The following is an 18,122-nucleotide window of genomic DNA, read 5'->3' as shown; positions in this document are numbered from 1 at the left end:
TGGTCGCCCGCCCGCCTCGATGCTGCGATCCGTCCGCCCCCCTCCGGCGTGCCGGGCGTGGCGGCGTGCGTCCGCCCGGCCGCAGCGCCCCTGTCGCGCGAGCGAGCGACCGTATCGGGCAGCGTCACCGCGCTGTGCTCGTCCGGTACATCGCGCCGCGCCCTCCGCGGCGCGCGGCGCCCTGGCGCCGGACGACGAGCGGGGGTCACTCTATGTAATGAAGTGATGGGTAGCGAAGCTCGGCTGCCCGAGCATCCGATCGGCCCCAGCCTCGGGCTCTCCCCCGCGCGCGCGCCTGGAGAGCTCGACATCCGTGCTCGTCGCGATGCTCTCGTGGCATGGAGACGTTCACGCGGTGGTGCCACAGGGCGGACGGCCGCGACCGGAGAGGCTGCGATGAACCAGGAGAGTCTCGCCCCAGGGGCGGTGTTCCAGGGCCGCCACGAACTCCTCTCGCTGCTCCGGGAGAGCCCCGCCAGGCGGGCTCGGCGCGCCGCGCGGAGGGCCTGAGATGAACCGGAAGGGCGAGAAGTGCCGGGCATCCGGGGTGCGCCCGCTGCAACAACCCTCGCCGAGGCGCCTCCCGGATGCGCCGACCGGGGAGGCGGAGACGGCGGTGGCGCCCGGCGCCGCGCCCCTCGGGACCGACGCGACGACGACGCCGCATCTCCCCGTCGCGGGCGACATGCCCGCGGACATCGGCGACACCATCAAGCATTACGAGGTCATCCGCAAGCTGGGTCAGGGCGGCATGAGCGTCGTGTTCCTGGCCCGCGATACGCGGCTCGGCCGCCTGGTCGCGATCAAGTTCCTCCGCGAGCACGGCGGGCAAGGAGCCGGGCGCTTCCTGGCCGAGGCGCGGGCCACGGCGCGCTGCCGCCACGAGAACATCGTGGTCATCCACGAGGTCGACGAGATCCGCGGACACCCCTACCTCGTGCTCGAGTACGTCAAGGGCCGCACGCTGCACGAATGGATCAACCAGCGCGAGGTCCCCGACGCGCCCGGCGCGCACGCGCAGCCCCGAGCGGTGTCGCCCAGCCTGGCCGTCGAGATCATGATCCCGGTGCTCCGCGCGCTCGTCTGCGCGCACGAGCTCGGGATCGTGCACCGCGATCTCAAGCCGGAGAACATCGTGCTGGATGAATCGGGGTGCATCAAGGTGCTCGATTTCGGCATCGCCAGCCAGATCGAGGCCCGGCTCGCCTCGACGGTCACGGACGTGCAGGCCGCGCTCCCCGGAGGCGCCGGCGCGGCGCCGGAGAGCTCGATCCTCGGCACGCCCCGGTACATGTCGCCGGAGCAGCTGCTGCGCCTGGACATCGACCCTCGCGCGGACCTCTGGGCCGTGGGCATCATGCTCTACGAGCTGGTCACGGGGGCGCACCCGCTCGACCCGTTCTCGCTGGCGCGGCTCATGGACATCGCCGCCCTCGACGTCCCCATGCCCAGCGCCGAGGAGCGCCCGGAGGCCGGCGCGCTCGGCGCCGTGATCGACCGCTGCCTGAAGAAGCGCGCCGCCGAGCGCATCGGCTCGGCGAAGGAGCTCCTCGCCGAGCTCGAGGCGCTCCTGCCCGGCCGCAGGGCGCCCGCGCCGGGGGGGGACGAGCCGCCGTTCGCCGGCCTCTCCGCGTTCCAGGAGGAGGACGCCGCGCGGTTCTTCGGCCGCGAGCGCGAGGTCGCGGCCATGGTGGCGAGGCTCCACAAGCAGCAGCTCGTGGCCGTCGCCGGGCCGTCCGGCGCGGGCAAATCGTCGTTCGTGCGCGCGGGCGTGATCCCGGCCCTGAAGCGCTCCGGCGACCGCGGGGAGGTGTTCGTCCTGCGCCCGGGGCGCCGCCCCCTGTCCGCGCTCGTCGACGTGCTCGCGCAGATCGTCGGGGCGGAGGCGGAGTCCACCGGCCCGAGGGCAGGCCCGCTCGAGCTCCTGGACCATGACGAGCTCGTCGCCACCCTGCGCGCCCAGCCGGGCTACCTGGGCGCGGTGCTGCGCGCGCGCTGTCGCCGTGAGGGGCCGAGGCATCGTATCCTGGTCTTCGTCGATCAGTTCGAGGAGCTCTACACGCTCGGCGCCTCCCGCGAGGAGCGGGCCGCGTTCGTCGCCTGCCTGGAGGGCGTCGCCGACGACGCCTCCTCGCCCCTGCGCGTCCTGCTCGCCGTTCGCTCGGATTTCCTCGATCGCATGGCCGAGGATCACCAGTTCATGACCGAGGTGGCCCGCGGGCTCTCGTTCCTGCCGCCGATGGGGCGCGAGGGCCTGCGCGAGGCCCTGACGAGGCCGCTCGAGGCGACCGCCTGCCGGTTCGAGACGCCGGAGATGGTGGAGGACTTGCTCGACACGCTCGAGCGCACGCGCAGCCCCCTGCCGCTCCTCCAGTTCACGGCCACGAAGCTCTGGGAGGCGCGGGATCGCGCGCGCCGGCTCCTGACGCGCGACGGCTATGACCGGCTCGGCGGCGTGGCCGGCGCCCTGTCGGCCCACGCGGACGCGGTGCTCTCGGCGCTGCCGCTGCGCGAGCAGCGGCTGACGCGGGCGGTGCTCCTGCGCCTGGTCACGCCCGAGCGCACGCGCGCGGTGGTGAGCCTCGCCGAGCTCTGCGAGCTCGCGGCGGACGGCGAGGAGGACGCCGCGCGCGCGATCGCGCAGGTGGTCCAGCACCTCGCCGACGCGCGGCTCCTGCTCATCGAGACCGGCGGCGAGCGCGAGGGCACGACCGTGGAGCTGGTGCACGAGTCGCTCATCGACAGGTGGGCGAAGCTCCGGCAGTGGCTCGCCGAGAGCGAGCAGGACGCGCAGTTCCTGGCCCGGCTCCGCGCCGCGGCCCAGCCGTGGGAGGCGAGCGGGCAGGCCCAGGGGCTGCTCTGGCGTGATCGCACGGCGCACGACGCCTGCGCGTGGTACGAGCGCCGCCGCGCCGCGCTGGGCGCCGAGTGGCGCGCCGGGCTCGGCAAGCGCGAGGAGCGCTATCTCCTGGCCGTCGTGGCGCTCTGCGAGCGCGTGCGGCGCCGGCGCTTTCACCTCGCCGTGGGCGCGCTCGCCGCGGTCGCCACGCTCGCGCCCACGGTGTCGTACCTGGCGATCCGCGCCGAGGCGACGACCCGCGCGCAGGCCGAGGCCCTGCTGGCGCGCAACGCCACCCGCATGGCGACCGCGCGAGAGCTGCAGGCCGACCCCACGACCGTGCTCGCGCTCTTGCGGGAGGTCGAGCCGCCCGACATGCCGCGAGGGTGGGCCGTCCTCGCGCGCTGGGCGCTGCACAGCCGGGTCGCGCATGCGGTGCTCACCCATCCGGATGCGGTCCTGTTCGCGGGCTACAGCCCCGACGGGCAGCGCGTCGTCACCGCGTCGTATGACAAGACCGCGCGGGTGTGGAGCGCCGACGGCACGGGCGAGCCCCTCGTCCTCCGGGGTCACGCCGATTCGGTGCTTTCGGCGGTGTTCAGCCCGGATGGCCAGCGCATCGTCACCGCGTCGTATGACAAGACCGCGCGGGTGTGGAACGCCGACGGCACGGGCGAGCCCCTGGTCCTCCGGGGTCACGCGGGTCGGGTCTACTCGGCGGCGTTCAGCCCGGATGGCCAGCGCATCGTCACCGCCTCCGGAGACGGCACCGCGCGGGTGTGGAGCGCCGACGGCTCCGGCGTGCCCCTCGTCCTCCGGGGCCACGACGACGGGGTCCTGGCGGCGGCGTTCAGCCCGGATGGCCAGCGCATCGTCACCGCGTCGTATGACAAGACCGCGCGGGTGTGGAGCGCCGACGGCTCCGGCGTGCCCCTCATCCTTCGTGGCCACGAGGGCGCGGTCTCGTCGGCGTCGTTCAGCCCCGACGGCGAGCGCGTCGTCACCGCGTCGCAGGACAAGACCGCGCGGGTGTGGCGCGTCGACGACGCGGGCGAGCCTCTGGAGCTCCGCGCTCACGAGAATGGAGTCTACTGGGCGGCGTTCAGCCCCGATGGCCGGCGCATCGTCACCGCGTCGCTCGACAACACGGCGCGGGTGTGGAACGCCGACGGCTCCGGCGAGCCCCTGGTCCTCCGAGGTCACGACGAAGCGGTCCGGTCCACCATGTTCAGCCCGGATGGCAAGCGCGTCGTCACCGCGTCGCAGGACATGACCGCGCGGGTGTGGGACATCGACGAGACGAGCGATCCCCTCGTCCTGCGCGGCCACGGGAACGGCGTCATGGGGGCGGCGTTCAGCCCCGATGGCCAGCGCATCGTCTCCGCGTCGTTCGACATGACCGCGCGGGTGTGGAACGCCGATGGCACCGGCGCGCCCCTGGTGCTTCGCGGGCACGAGGATACGGTCTATTCGGCGGCGTTCAGCCCCGATGGCCAGCGCATCGCCACAGGATCGTGGGACAGGACCGCGCGCGTGTGGAGCGCCGACGGCTCCGGCGCGCCCCTCATCCTCAGGGGTCATTCGGGTCCGGTCTATTCGGTGGCGTTCAGCCCCGATGGCCGGCGCATCGCCACAGGGTCGTGGGACAGGACCGTGCGCGTGTGGAACGCCGACGGCTCCGGCGTGCCCCTGGTCCTTCGGGGCCATGACGACGTGGTCTGGTCGGTGGCGTTCAGCCCTGACGGCGAGCGCATCGCCTCCGCGTCCGACGACGAGACCGTTCGGGTGTGGGACGCCGACGGCTCCGGCGTGCCCTCGGTCCTTGGCCACGACGAGGGGGTTTACGCGGTGGCGTTCAGCCCTGACGGCAAGCGCGTCGCCACCGCGTCCGACGACAAGATCGTTCGGGTGTGGAACGCCGACGGCTCCGGCGCGCCCCGGGAGCTCCACGGTCACGAGCACTGGGTCCTCGGGGTGGCGTTCAGCCCCGACGGCACGCGCATCGTCACCGGATCGCAGGACAAGACCGTGCGGGTGTGGAACGCCGACGGCTCCGGCGAGCCCCTGGTGCTCCGCGTCTCCGACTCCGCGGCGAACAGCGTGGCGTTCAGCCCCGACGGCAAGCGCATCGTCGGGGCGTCCGACGACAAGGTCGTGCGGGTGTGGACCGATCTGGAGCCGCTCCGCGGTGTCGACGACCCGAAGCTGTGGCGCGCGACCACCTACTGCATGCCCGTCGAGCGCAGGATAGAGCTCCTTCGCGTGCCCGAGGCCCTGGCCGAGGCCCATCAGCAAGCCTGTCTGCGCCGCGTCGAGGAGGCCCGCGCAGCGACCCCGGGGCCGGAGGCGGCGCGGCAGGGCGACCGGTGAGCCGCGGGGCGCCCCCGTCCAGGGCTCCGCGCGCGGCCGCCAGCGCCCCTGGACCTGGGCGGCGCCCCGCTCGGGTCGCCCCGGTCTGCCCGGGCCGCGTTACCAGATCACCGTGTCGTTGAGGGTGACCGTGCCGCTCGACGGCGTGGTCAGCGCGCGATTGCCGCCGTTCGGCAGGCTCTCCCAGGTCACCTCGCCGTTCTCCTTCCGATAATACTTGTACTGGATGCCGGCGCTGGCCGGCAGGTTGACGCGGTTCGTCCACACCGGGTAGCTGCGCGGATCGACCGGGATGCCGAGATCGGTGTTCCAGTTGCCCAGCGCCGCGGTGTTGCCGGTCACGTACACGTGCTGCCCAACCACGGTGCTCGCGGTCACGTGGAGGGCGACGCCGACCTCGCCGGCCGCGGGCGGCACGACGCAGGCGTCGTAGCGGTCGCAGACCACCGACGGGATGTCGACGACCTTGCCCGCCTGGATCGACGCGAGCAGGCTGATGTACTCGCCCATCGCCCAGTTGAGGGGGTTCATCGACCCCGTGGGGGTGCCCGGCGTGACGGTCGGCGGCGTATCGACGACCCAGCCGGTGACGTTCGTCGACGCGTTCCAGACCTGCTCGGGGATGAAGCCCTCCGGCGTCGAGAACGCCTTGACCGCGGTCAGGAAGGGGATGCCGTCGCTGCCGACGCCCGTGCTGGCGATCGTGAACATGCCGCGCTCGGCGGTGAAGATGGGCCACAGCCGGCCGCGGCCGGTGCCGTCGTAGTTGCTGCCGTCGTTCTTCTCGCCATACCCGTCGTAGTTGTAACGAAACCAGGCGTCGCCCTTTCCGCTGAGGGTCCGCTTCAGGATGGCGTCGTACTCCGGCAGCGTATCGAGGATCGACGGGTCGTCCGGCCGCTTCACGCCCATCCGCACGAGCTCGAGGAACCCGCCGTCGACGATGTAGCGCTGGTCGTGCGTGCCGCCGCCGTTGCCGAGGGTGACGGTGATCGCGGCGTCCGGCCCGGACACCGGGTCATACCGCCCGGGCCCGTCGCCGCTGTTGACACGCACCGACGGGTTGATGCGCAGGTAATACCTGCCGTTGCCGTGATAGCCGGTGGTGGTGAACGTCCAGCGGTCGACGCGCTGCTGCCAGGTGTCGGCCGCGGCCAGGTAGCGGGCGGCGCTCGCGGTGTCGCCGCTCGCGCGGGCGATGGTCGCGGCGCACACGAGGCCGGCGATCTCCGCGGCGATGGTCGACGGCGAGTAGCCCGAGTTCTCCTCCCAGCGCTCCTGCTGGGTCCACGGGCCGACCTCCAGGATGTAGTCGGCGGTCTGCTTGATCTTCGGCCACAGCGGGCCGTACACCGACGGGCCGAGGCGCCACGCGAGGACGATCGGCATCGCCTGCTCGTCCATCTGCGTGCCCTGCCAGTACGGCCAGCCGCTGACCCAGGCGTTCTGCGGGAAGCGGCCGACGCGGCTGTAGCCCTGGGGGCAGCCGGGCGCGTCGTACTCGGCGACCCCGCAGTCGCTCGTCTGCTGGAGCGTGTTGAAGAGGTAGTTGACGACCGAGGTCGCGGTCTGGGTGTCTCCGGCCGTCACCAGCGCGCTGGCGAACTTGAACAGATCGCGCGGCCAGACCAGGTGATAGCCGCCGCTGTTGCTGTCGCCGCTGGTCTCGCCCCACGGCGTGCCCATGCCGGCGATCATGGCCCCGTTGGATTTGTCCTGGATCGACTTCAGCGACATGGCCGCGAGGTAATACTGGTCGTCGGCGGTGCCGCCCTGGGTGCTCAGCGCGCTCGTGTAGCCGTGCCATCCGCTGTCGTAGGCGGCGCTCAGGCTGGCCACGGCGTCGCCGAGGGTCGCGCTCGCGGTGGTCATCGCCTCGGTCTCGGTGGCGCCGAAGCCGAGCACCACGGTGAACGAGGCGCTCTTGGCGGTGCTGGTCCCGAGATCGATCCAGCCCATCTGCGCCACGTTGCCGCCGCTCGCCACGTCGCTGCGAAGGTCCATGGTCCTGTCGGCGCCGCCGCCGAGCAGATCGGTCCAGCCGTCGGTCTCGCCGACGAAGCCGTTCGACACCATCGCCGCGCCGTCGCTCGCCGTCCTCCAGGGCAGCGACGTGGCCAGCGCCGAGGCGCGGCTGTCCTGCGAGGCGACCAGCATCTTGCGCCCGCCCGCGGTCAGGCTCAGCGTCCTGGACGTGTCGCCCGCACCTGAGTTGTCCATCGACGGGTTGTGCAGGAGATAGAGGTTGAAGTGGCCGAGGTTCTTGTCGCCGAGCGCCTCGAACGTCACGCACTGGATCAGCGTGTTGCGACCGGGATCGGAGAAGATGTTCTTGGTGATCCGCCAGTGATGGTCGGCGTTGGTGGTGGTCACCTGCCACCGCATGGATCGCTTGTCCGGCTGGGCGACGGAGTAGGTCTGGAGCTTCTCCTCGTCGACGAACGTCTTGGCGGAATCTCCCACGAGGAACTGCAGATCGACGGTGTTGACCGTGTCGAGCACGGGGTAGAACACCTCGGACACGATCCCCCGGTATCCGGTGAAGTAGACCCTGGAGGCCGCGCTCACGGAGGTACCGAGGAACGACTTCTGGGCGGGCGCCCACACCGGGGGGGCCCCTGCCTCGGCGGCGCCCCCGACGAACCTCAGGTCGTTCCCGGGGTCCGAGTCGCCGTCTTCAGGAGCGCTGACCGCCTCCCCGAGCGTGGCACTCTCCGTGCCGGCGACGCAGCCCGCGAGCCCCAGCGCAAGGGGAACGAGGTTGGCGGCCCATGAACATCGCTTCACCATCACGTCTCACCTCCTGGAAGCGCCCGATGCAGAGATCCGCGCGACCCTTGTAAGTCATCGATTTCGATAGCTATTTGCATGACGCGGCCGGCCCGTGGGTCGGGCCCCGCGCGACCTGCTCGCCCCCCGCCGCGCATGGATCGCAGGCGCTCCTCCAGCGTAGCACGCAGGCGCGCCTCCCCTCCCCTCGGGCGCCACGCGCGCCATCACGGGGGCTCGGGATCCCGCCGCGATCGCTGCCGCGGCCCCCCCGCAAACGTGGACCTGAACGTCTCATCATCCGTCACATCTCGCTCAAGCCCTCGAAATTATTGGACTTTGCCCTCAGGGCAAATACGAGTAATTTCGCGAGGTTAGGCGGGATGTGATGAACGCTCAGACGTCCACGTAAACGTTTGATCAATCGCTCTGAAGCAGCCGGACCTTCCTCGCGGCGGAGTACCGTCGGACCACCTCATCCGCAACGACCCCGATCAGGATCACCGCCCCGATCACCGCAAACTCGATCTGCGTCGGGACCCCCAGCATGTTGATGGCATTGCGCAGCACCTGCATCAGCGCGGTCCCGAGCACCACCCCCGCCACCGACCCCTCGCCGCCGCGCAGGCTCACGCCGCCTAGCACCGCGGCCGCGATCGCGTAGAGCTCGTAGAAATTGCCGAAATCGACCGGCTGGGCCGAGTTGACCTCGAGCGTGAACAGCATGCCCCCGAAGCACGCCAGCACCGAGCAGATGACGTAAGCCAGGATCGTCATCGCGTCGGTGTCGACCCCGCTGTAGCGCGCCGCCTGCTCGTTCCGGCCGAGCGCCATCAGGTAACGGCCGTAAATGGTCCGGTTCAGGAACACCGACGCCGCGAGCGCGATCGCGAGGAAGAGCAAGAACGGCATCGGCACGTCGATCCACGTGATCACGTCCAGGCGCGTCTTCACGCCGGTGAACGGGTGCACCGCGTACGGGCTGAGCTGCCCCTCGGCGATCCACGACAGGAACGGCACCGGGACCGAGAACGGGCTGCCGACCGCCAGGTAACGCAGCGACTCGAACCCCACGCCGAACCCCTGGGTCTGATCCCCCGAGATCCCGCGCGCCGTGCCCCGGTAAAGCAGGAGCCCGCAGAGCGTGACCACGAACGGCTGCAGCCGGAGCTTCGTGACGAGCACCCCGTGCGCGAGCCCGATGAGCACCGACGCGCCGAGCAGCGCCGGCACCGCCACGGCGGGCGGCCAGTGCTCGGCCGCGAGCAGCCAGGGCAGCATGCAGCCGGCGAGCGCCACGACCGAGCCGATCGACAGATCGATGCCCCCCGTGATGATGACGAAGCTCGCGCCGATGCCGAGGATGCCGAACAGCGCCGTGCGCCGGATCAGGTTCTCGATGTTCTCGGCGAGGAGGAACCTTGGGTTCAGGAGCGCCGTGGCCAGGGACACGGCCACGAGCAGCCAGAAGACGCCGACGACCTTCCGCCGCCCCTCGGGCAAGAGCGACGCCGCGCCGCGCGTCCGGGGTTCCGATCTCGTCGCCAAGGGCTCGCTCCTCACGCTCCGCTCCTGCCTCGATCCCGCGGGCTCCTCGTCACGCCGCGGCCTCGCCGCCGGTCGCGAGCCGCAGGATCGCCTCCTCGCTCAGCGCCGCGCGGCCGAGCTCTCCGGCGATGCGCCCCTCGTGCATCACCAGCGCCCGGTCGGACATCCCCATCACCTCGTCCATGTCGCTGGAGACGAACAGGATGGCCATGCCGCCCGCCGCCAGCCGCTCCATCAGCTCGTAGATCTCGTATTTCGCGCCGACGTCGACGCCGCGGGTCGGCTCGTCCATCAGGAGCACGCGCGGCGACATCGCGAGCCACTTGCCGATGGCCACCTTCTGCTGGTTCCCCCCGGAGAGGTGCTGCACCGGCTGCGCGTCGCTCGGCGTCTTCACGTCGAGCTCGCGGACCATCCGCGCCGAGATCCGGGCCTCGCCCCGCCGGTCGAGCACCCCGTGGCGCTGCGCCCGGCGCAGCGTCGGGAGGCTCAGGTTGTGCCTCACGGCCATCTCCAGGATGACGCCCTGCTGCTGCCGGTCCTCCGGGACGAGGCCCATCCCGGCGGCCATGGCGTCGCGCGGCGTGCGCAAGGCGATCCCGCGCCCGGCCACGCGGACCTCGCCGGAGACCGGAGGCGTGACGCCGAACAGCGTCCTCAGGAGCGACGAGCGCCCCGCGCCGAGCAGCCCCGCCACGCCGACGATCTCCCCGGCGCGGACCGTGAAGGTCAGCGCGTGCCCGGGGTGCCTCGGCGTCCTCAGGCCGACGGCCGCGAGCATCGGCTCGCCCGGCGGGTGGGGCACGTGCGGATAGAACTGCGACAGATCGCGGCCCACCATGAGCCTCACCATGCGATCGTGGGAGATCTCCTCGCGCTTCAGCTCGCCCGCGTTCGCGCCGTCGCGCAGCACGAGGACGCGGTCGCACAGCGCCTGCACCTCGCCGAGGCGGTGAGAGATGTACACGACGCTGATGCCGTTCGCGCGCAGCTCCCCGACGACCCGGAAGAGGCGCTCGACCTCGTGCGGGGTCAGGCACGACGTGGGCTCATCCATGATGAGCACCCGGGCGTTCGCCGAGAGCGCCTTCGCGATCTCCACGAGGTGCCGCTGCCCGAGGGAGAGGCGCTCGACGAGCGCCCGCGGCGAGCGCTCGAGCCCGACCTGCGCGAGGAGCGCCCGCGCCTCCCGCTCCATCCGCCCCTCGTCGATGAGGCCGCCCCGCCGCGGCTCCCGGCCGAGGAAGAGGTTGGCCGCGATGTCGAGGTTGTCCGCCAGGTTCAGCTCCTGGTGGATCAGCGCGATCCCGCGGGCGAGCGCCTCCTTCACCGAGCCGAACCGGACCGGCTGCCCGTCGAGGAAGAGGCCCCCCGCGTCGGGCGCCTCGACGCCGGCGAGGATCTTCATGAGCGTGCTCTTGCCCGCCCCGTTCTCGCCGACGATGCCGAGCACCTCGCCGCGGCCGAGCGCGAGGCGCACGTCGTCGAGCGCGAGCACGCCGGGGAAGCGCTTCATGAGGCCGCGGGCCTCGAGCAGCGGGGGCAGGCCGGCCCGGGCGATCACTCGGGCTTCGCGGTCTTCGCCTTCAGATCGGCCCAGAACGGCTCCAGGTTGCCCTTCTGGATCTTCCGCGCCGGCAGCGAGATGAACCGGTTCTCCGGGACCACGGAGGTGTCGCCCCGCACGAGCGCCGCGAGCACGCGCACCGACTCCTTGCCGTACATGTACGGGTTCTGCACCACCGTGCCGACGGTCTGACCGTCCTTGATCGCCTGCAGCGTCGCGTCCTGCTCGTCGAAGCCGACCACCTGGATCTTTCCCAGCTTCCCCGACTGCTTGAGCGCCTCCAGGAGCGCCGGCGTGTGGTACGCGTTCAGGCCGATGAGCCCCACGAGGTCGGGGTGCGCCAGCATCATGTCCTCGGCGTTGCTCTTGGCCTTGGCGGCGTCGATCTGGTCGGTCAGGGTCGCGACGACGGTGTACTTCTCGCCCTTGATCTCCTGGCCCAGGGGGTCCATTCCGGCGCTCGTGTCCGGGCGATCGAGCAGCTCGTCGAGGACGCCCTGCCGGCGCTTGCGGGCGTTGTCCCCCTCGAGCCGCCCCACGAAGATGGCCACCTTCCCGCCGCCCGGGATGGCCTCCTTGACGAGCTCCCCCGCCATCCGGCCAGCGACGTAGTTGTCGATGCCGATATACACGATCCGGTCGCTCTTCGGAGCGTCCGAATCCTGCGTGATGAGCTTGGTCTTGGCGGCCGCCTTGTTGAGGAGCGGGACCTGGTTCTCCGCGTCGATCGGGCTGATCGCGATGCCGTCGACGCCGCGGATCAAGAGGTCCTCGACCCGGTGCATCTGGTCGTTGACGTCGCTGGGCATCACGACGCTCACATCGACGTTGTGCTCCTTGGCCCCGTCGAGCACGCCCTTCTCGGCGATGGTCCAGAACGGCGCGACGCCGTTCGTGATGTAGGCGAGCCTCGGCCTGGCCCCCGCCCCCGGCGCCCCACTGCTGCCGTTGCTGTTGCAGCCCAGCGCGCCGAGCGCCGCCGCCACGCAGGCGCCCGCGATGAACCGACCGATGCTCTTCACCATGACCTCTCCCCTCCTGCCGGGAGCCCGCCGCGCGCAAACCACCCTTGCCGGTCCATCGGAACAGCGCGTAAGCCCGTGCGGCGCGCGATGCAGCAAAACCCCCTGCCTGAATCGCGCCCCCATCATGCGCCGCCCACGGTGTAGCTGTCCACACGATTCAGCACCGACCAGGACATATCCGGCCCCCTCGTCGCCGCCGTATCCTCCGTTGTCGCTGCGCGCCCTCACGCGAACGCCGCGCCCGCGCGCCCGACCGCGTAGGCGATCCCGCTCTGCAAGGTCCCGCGGATGACGATGCGCTCGAGATCGACGTCGAGCCCGACGAGCGCCCGCGCGACCTCGCCGCGGATGCCGGTGAGCACGGCCTGGGCCCCGAGCAGCCGGAGCGCGTTGGCGGCGTTGATCAGGGCGTTCGCCACGCGCTGGTCGACCTCCTTGATCCCGGTGACGTCGATGATGACGACCCGGGCGCTGGTCCTCGTCGCGCCCGCGAGCAGCGTCTCCAGCACCTCCTGCGCGCGCTCCTCGTCGAGCGTGCCGATGAGCGGCATGACCATGACGTCCCTCGTGATGGGGACGAGCGGCGTCGAGAGCTCCGAGATCTTCTCCCGCTGGAAGCGGATCACCTCCTCTTGCAGGGCGAGGCGGTCCTGCTCGGCGCGCTCGCGCTCGCGGAGCTCGTGCACGAGGCGCAGGTTGGCCTCCGAGAGCTCCTCGCTCTGCGCGGAGAGGCGCGCGTTCGCCTGCGACAGCTCCTCGGTGCGCTGCTTGACCTCCCCCTCCAGCCGCTCGTTCGCCTGCCGGAGCGCGGCGCTCGCGGCCTCCAGGTTCGCGTAGAGCAGCGCGTTCTCCAGCGCGGCCGCGGCCTGCGACGACAGGAGCCTGAGCAGCTCGATCCGGCCCCTGGTGAAGGCGTGCTCGGCGAGGTGGTTCTCCAGGTACAGGACGCCGCGGAGCCGCCCCTGGTGGAGCAGCGGCAGGCCCAGGATGGACTTCGGCCGGCGCGAGCGCACGTGAGGATCGCCGGCGAGGCGCGGGTCGTCCTCCGCGCGCCCGATCACGACCGGCTCGCGCGAGCGCGCCACGTAGTGCACGACCGGGCGGGCCAGATCGAGCCGCTCGTCCATCGGCGTGGAGAGGCCGAGGCTCACGGCGTCCGGATCGGCCGAGATGGTCGCCTCGACCCGCAGCGCCTCGCCGCGCGCGAGGATCAGGAACCCCCGGGTCGCCCCCGCGCTCTTCAGCACGCTCCGCAGCACCTGCTCGAGGACCTTGTCGAGCACGATCTCGCTCGAGATCGCCTGCGCGGTCCGGAGGACGGTGGCGAGATCGCAGACCTCGTCCGCGGCGGGCCCCCCGAGGGCGGTGCCCGTCGTGGAGGGCAGGCCGTCCGGCGCCTCCGGCCCGCCCTGGGGCGAGGCGCGGAGCGCCGCGTGCTCCTCGCGGAGGGCGTCCACCTTTCCGCGCGCGCCCCAGCGGTCGTACAGATAGACCGCCTTGCGCAGGAACATCATCGCGAACTCGGTCCTCCCCTGGGCGAGCCAGAACCTGCCGTACAGCTCGTTCCCGAGGGCCTGGTGCTGGATGTAGTCCTGCTGGCGCGCGGCCTCGATCGCCTGCTCGTAGAGGTCCATCGCCTCCGCGACCCGCCGCTCGACGCGGGCCCGCTCGGCGAGCAGCAGGAGGAGCCTGTGCTGGACGTTCTCCGGCCCGCTGTCGGCCCAGCGCCTCATCCGCTCCAGGAGCCGCTCGAGGTGCGCCTCGTGCTCGCGCCGCTCGGCGGGGCCGGCGCCCTCCAGGACCGCGATCCGCATGAGCGCCGCGTAGAACGTCGCGTCGGGGACCTTCGCGTGCGTGGGCAAGGCGCCCTCGACGACGGCGAGCTTCGGCATGAGCTCGGGGAAGCTCGCCCTGTCGCCGAACAGGTACGCATTCCGGATCTTGGCGTGATGGAGCCACCCCATGTGGTAGGGCGAGCCGCCGTGCCTCTCCGCGTAGGACGCCTCGCTGAACGCCTCGTCATCGAAGCTGAGTCGGCTCCTCGTGAGCCCCTGCAGGCACCGCATCGGCTGGATCACGCCCGCGAGGAGGATATCGATGATGTCGTGGCTCCTGGCGCGCTTCAGGAACGCGAGGTGCACCTCGGTCAGCTTCGACAGCTCCGCGAGGGGCATCCCGTAGGTGAGCCGGTCCGAGCCGCTCTGGCTGATGGTGTATCCCATGGCCGTCCAGTCGCCGGCCTGGAGCCCGAGCTCGTAGACCCGGTCGTAATAGGGATCGGCCCGCCTGAGGTGCTGTGTCCAGCTATGAACGTCCGCGGAGAAGATGTGGTACGTCTTGGCCCGGAGCACGAGGTTGTCGAGCCGGTCGGCCAGCTCGATGGCCATCCTGCCGAACCGGTAGGCCGTCCTGTACTCGCCGAGCAGCGGGCCCACCACCATCCCGTAGGCGACGTACCCGAAGGCGGACATGTCACAATTGCCGTGCTGCAGGGAGATCGTCACCATCTTGACGATGGCGAGGTTGGCGAGCGTCTGATCGCTGGAGTTGTAGGCCCCGAAGAACAGGTTCTGGAGGAGCTCGAGCATCACCGGGGGCTCCGGGCTCGTCATCCTCGGGGCGTCGGCGAGCTCCTCGATGCTCCGGCCCGCGAGGAGGACGGGCACCGCCTGGAGCTCCCGCTCGAGCATCGCGGCGACCTCGTCCTTCGCCTCGGGGATCGGGCACCCGAGCAGCCGGAGGCCGGCCTTCTGGACCAGCGTCGCCTCGTGGTTGCGCCACTGGAGCAGGTACTGGTTCGCCTGGACGAGGAGGATCGAGACCTTGTCCATGGCGGTCCGGGCGCGCGCGAGCGCCGCGGCGGCGAGCCGCTCGGCCTCGTCGAAGGCGCCGCACAGGGACTCGACCTCTGCCCGCTCCCGGTGGAGCGCGAGGGCGAGGTCGTAGTGCTCGTCGAAGCCGCCGCCGGGCAGGAGATCCATCCCCGCCCGGAAGTAGCCCGCGGCGGCCTCGTAGGCCGTGGCCGCCCTGGCCTTCCTGCCGGCGGCGAGGTTCAGCGCGGCGGCCTCCGCCCGCTCCTCCGCGGACCGCACGAGGGGCGCGGCGATGTTGAAGTGGTTCACGATATCGAAGATCGCCTCGTCGCGCGCGGCGCCCTCGCTGCTCGCGAGCATGAGCCGCCCGATGCGCAGGTGGACCGCGCGCCGCTGGTCCTCGCCGATGAGCGAGTAGGCCGCCTGCTGGATGCGGTCGTGCACGAAGCAGTAGCGAGCGCGGAAGTCGAGGGCGCTCCGCGCGTCGGCGTCGCTCGCGTGCGCGAGGCGGTACTCGGTGGAGAGGGGCGCGATCAGCCCCTCTTGCAGGACCTTCCACAGCGCGGCCACGGTCTCGTGCGGCGGCCGCTCGTCGATGACCGCCAGCGTGCGGAGGTCGAACTGGTGCCCGACGCACGCCGCGAGGCGCATGACGCGCACGAGCGCGGGGTCGAGCTCCCGCATCTTGCGGGCCATGAACTCGACCACGTTGTCGGTCGCCGAGCGGCGCCGGATCCGCTCGAGATCCCACGTCCACGCGCCCGCGTCGAAGCGGAGCATGCCCTCGGCGTGGAGCGCGCCCAAAAACTGCCGGACGAAGAAGGGGTTGTTCTGGGTCCGCTCGAACACCACGCGCGCGAGCGGCTCGACGCGGTCCGGGGCCGCGGAGAGCGCGTCGGAGAGGAGCGCCGTCACGTCGGGGAGGGCGAGCGGCCTGAGCGCGATCTCGCGGAGCGGCGCGCCCGCCTTCTCGATGGCGGCGAGCGCGAGGCGGAGCGGGTGCGCCGCGTCCACCTCGTTGTCGCGGTAGGCGCCGATCACGAGCAGGTGGGCGCGCTCCGGGTCGGCGGCCAGGACCTCCAGCAGCTTGAGCGAGGCCGGATCGGCCCATTGCAGGTCGTCCAGGAAGAGGACGAGCGGGTGCTCGGCCGCCGCGAAGACGCGGACGAACGCCTTGAAGAGCGCGTGAAAGCGGCCCTGCGACTCCGCCGGCCCGAGCGGCTGGACAGGCGGCTGCGGGCCGATGATCCACTCGAGCTCGGGGACGAGATCGACGAGGAGCTGGCCGCTGCTCCCGAGGGCGCGCCGGAGCTCCGCGCTCCAGCGCGCGAGCCGCTCCGGCCGCTCGGTGACGATGTGGCGGATGAGCTCGCGGAAGGCGCGCGCGACCGAGGCGTACGGGACGCCGCGGTTGAGCTGCTCGAACTTGCCCGCGGTGAAGTAGCCCCCCCGCTGGGCGATCGCCTTGTGGATGTCGTTCACCAGGGCGGACTTGCCCATGCCCGAGTACCCGGACACGAGCAGCAGCTCGCCCGCGCCCTCGGCGGCGCGCTCGAAGGCGTCGAGCAGCGCGCGCTCCTCCGCGGCGCGGCCGTAGAGCTTCTGCGGGATGCGCAGCGTGTCCGGGGTGTCGCGCTGCCCGAGCGCGAACGGCCCCACCGCGCCGGAGGCGTCGAGCCGAGCGAGGCACTCCTCGAGGTCGGCGGAGAGCCCGGCGGCGCTCTGGTAGCGGTCCTCGGCGTTCTTGGCCAGGAGCTTCATGACGATCCGGGAGACCTGCTCGGGCACCTCCGGCGCGCGCTCGTGGGGCGGCGCGGGCGTCCTCGCGATGTGGCCGTGGATGAGATCCATCGGCTCGCTCCCGGAGAACGGCAGGGCGCCGGTGAGCATCTCGTAGAGGGTCACGCCGAACGAGTAGAGGTCGGAGCGGCGGTCGATGACGCGGTTCATCCGGCCGGTCTGCTCGGGCGACATGTACGCGAGCGTGCCCTCGAGCGCCTCGGGGCTGATCGCCTGCTGCGTCTCCTGCGGGAGGAGCGTGGCGATGCCGAAGCCGAAGAAGTGGACAGTCGGCCCCTCGGGGTCGACGAGGAGGTTGTGCGGCTTGATGTCCTTGTGAATCACCTTGCGGCGGTGGATGCCGTCGAGGACGCGGGCGGCGGCGAGGGCGATCGAGAGGGCCGCCCTGATCCCGAGCCCGCCTTCGCGCAAGAGGTCGTGGAGCGTCCGGCCGCCCGGCCGCTCGAGCACGAGGGCGAGCCCGTTCCTGTGCTTCACGAGCCCGCAGGGCTTGACCACCCCCTGGATGTCGAGCTCGCGGAGGACGTTGTACTCGTGCCGGATCGACGCGAGCTCACGCGCGCTCGGGAACTCGCTCTTCAGGATCTTGATGACCGCGGGCCGTCTCTCGGCGCCCCAGTGACCTTCGAAGACCGCGACGCAAGCATCGCTGTAGATCTGCTTCCCCACCGCGTAAGACAAGTGAGCCATCGCACCTCGCCAGGTCATCGGCTGCTCCGCCCCGGACGGCTGTCTGCGCCGAAAGTGCAGCATTATCACAGGATGCGCGCTCCGGTGAATTGCAGCCGAGATCCCGGGGGGGCGAGCGCGGGCCGGCCCCCGGTGGAGTGGAGGCGAGGGCGGCGCTGGACGCGGGCGCAGGCGAGGGCGACGCTGGCCGCGGGCGCAGGCGAGGGCGGCGCTGGCCGCGGAGGCCGGGGTGCGGACGGGCCCCACCCGCTCGCGCCTTGTCATCCAGCCCGACGCGGAACACCCTCGCCCCGGAGATCATGTCCAGCGACGACGCCCGGTACCTGATGCCTGCCTACGTCAAGCTCCTCGTCGCCGACGCCGAGCGCTCCGCCTCGTTCTACGGGCTGCTCGGCTTCGCCCGCGTCCACCAGGATCCGGTGTTCGTCCACCTGCGCTGGGCGCGGTACGCCGACGTCTTCCTCGTCGCGACGCCGCCCGGGGTCGCGCTGGCCGGGCCGCGCGGCCTCGGGGTCATCGTCTGCTTCAGCGCCGCCGGCGACCTCGGCATCGAGACCATCGCCGCGCGCGCCGCGGCGGCCGGCGCCGCCGTGGACGGCCCGCGCGACCAGCCGTGGCACACGCGGGAGGTCCTCGTCACCGATCCCGACGGCTACCGCCTCTGCTTCGTGGAGCCGGGCCCGCTCGTCCCGGTCTGACCG

Annotated in this window: 7 protein-coding genes; 2 read left to right on the top strand and 5 right to left on the bottom strand. The window is 71.8% G+C overall.

Annotated features, from left to right (window positions below; translation table 11 throughout):
- The first annotated feature begins 511 nt into the window (after nt 1–511).
- Nucleotides 512–5,209, top strand: coding sequence for an nSTAND1 domain-containing NTPase (locus WMF31_RS18085; protein WP_436603143.1), 4,698 nt, complete (start codon nt 512–514; stop codon nt 5,207–5,209).
- Between the two features lie 99 nt (nt 5,210–5,308).
- On the opposite strand, the gene WMF31_RS18080 is transcribed toward WMF31_RS18085, so the two are convergent.
- The 5 genes from WMF31_RS18080 to WMF31_RS18060 all read right to left on the bottom strand — a co-directional run bounded on the left by WMF31_RS18080 (nt 5,309) and on the right by WMF31_RS18060 (nt 17,421).
- On the bottom strand, nt 5,309–7,999 hold the full coding sequence (locus tag WMF31_RS18080) for a glycoside hydrolase family 15 protein (protein ID WP_436603142.1): 2,691 nt from the start codon (nt 7,997–7,999) through the stop codon (nt 5,309–5,311).
- A gap of 399 nt (nt 8,000–8,398) precedes the next feature.
- A complete protein-coding gene (locus WMF31_RS18075) occupies nt 8,399–9,526 on the bottom strand; it encodes an ABC transporter permease (protein ID WP_436603141.1) in 1,128 nt (375 codons plus the stop codon).
- A 49-nt stretch (nt 9,527–9,575) separates the two neighbouring features.
- A complete protein-coding gene (locus tag WMF31_RS18070) occupies nt 9,576–11,042 on the bottom strand; it encodes a sugar ABC transporter ATP-binding protein (RefSeq protein WP_436606572.1) in 1,467 nt (488 codons plus the stop codon).
- Between the two features lie 44 nt (nt 11,043–11,086).
- Nucleotides 11,087–12,118 carry a sugar-binding protein gene (locus WMF31_RS18065; protein ID WP_436603140.1) on the bottom strand — a complete coding sequence of 344 codons (1,032 nt, stop codon included), beginning with the start codon at nt 12,116–12,118 and terminating at the stop codon, nt 11,087–11,089.
- Nucleotides 12,119–12,342: 224 nt separating this feature from the next.
- Nucleotides 12,343–17,421, bottom strand: a complete 5,079-nt coding sequence (locus tag WMF31_RS18060; protein ID WP_436603139.1) for an AAA family ATPase — start codon at nt 17,419–17,421, stop codon at nt 12,343–12,345.
- Nucleotides 17,422–17,678: 257 nt separating this feature from the next.
- Here WMF31_RS18060 and WMF31_RS18055 point away from each other — a divergent pair, with 257 nt between their 5' ends.
- Nucleotides 17,679–18,119, top strand: a complete 441-nt coding sequence (locus WMF31_RS18055; protein WP_436603138.1) for a VOC family protein — start codon at nt 17,679–17,681, stop codon at nt 18,117–18,119.
- Nucleotides 18,120–18,122: the final 3 nt, after the last annotated feature.

The sequence above is a fragment of the Sorangium sp. So ce1036 genome (assembly GCF_051369805.1).
Classification (GTDB): Bacteria; Myxococcota_A; Polyangia; order Polyangiales; family Polyangiaceae; genus Sorangium; species Sorangium cellulosum_F.
This window is presented reverse-complemented; position numbering and strand designations above follow the sequence as displayed.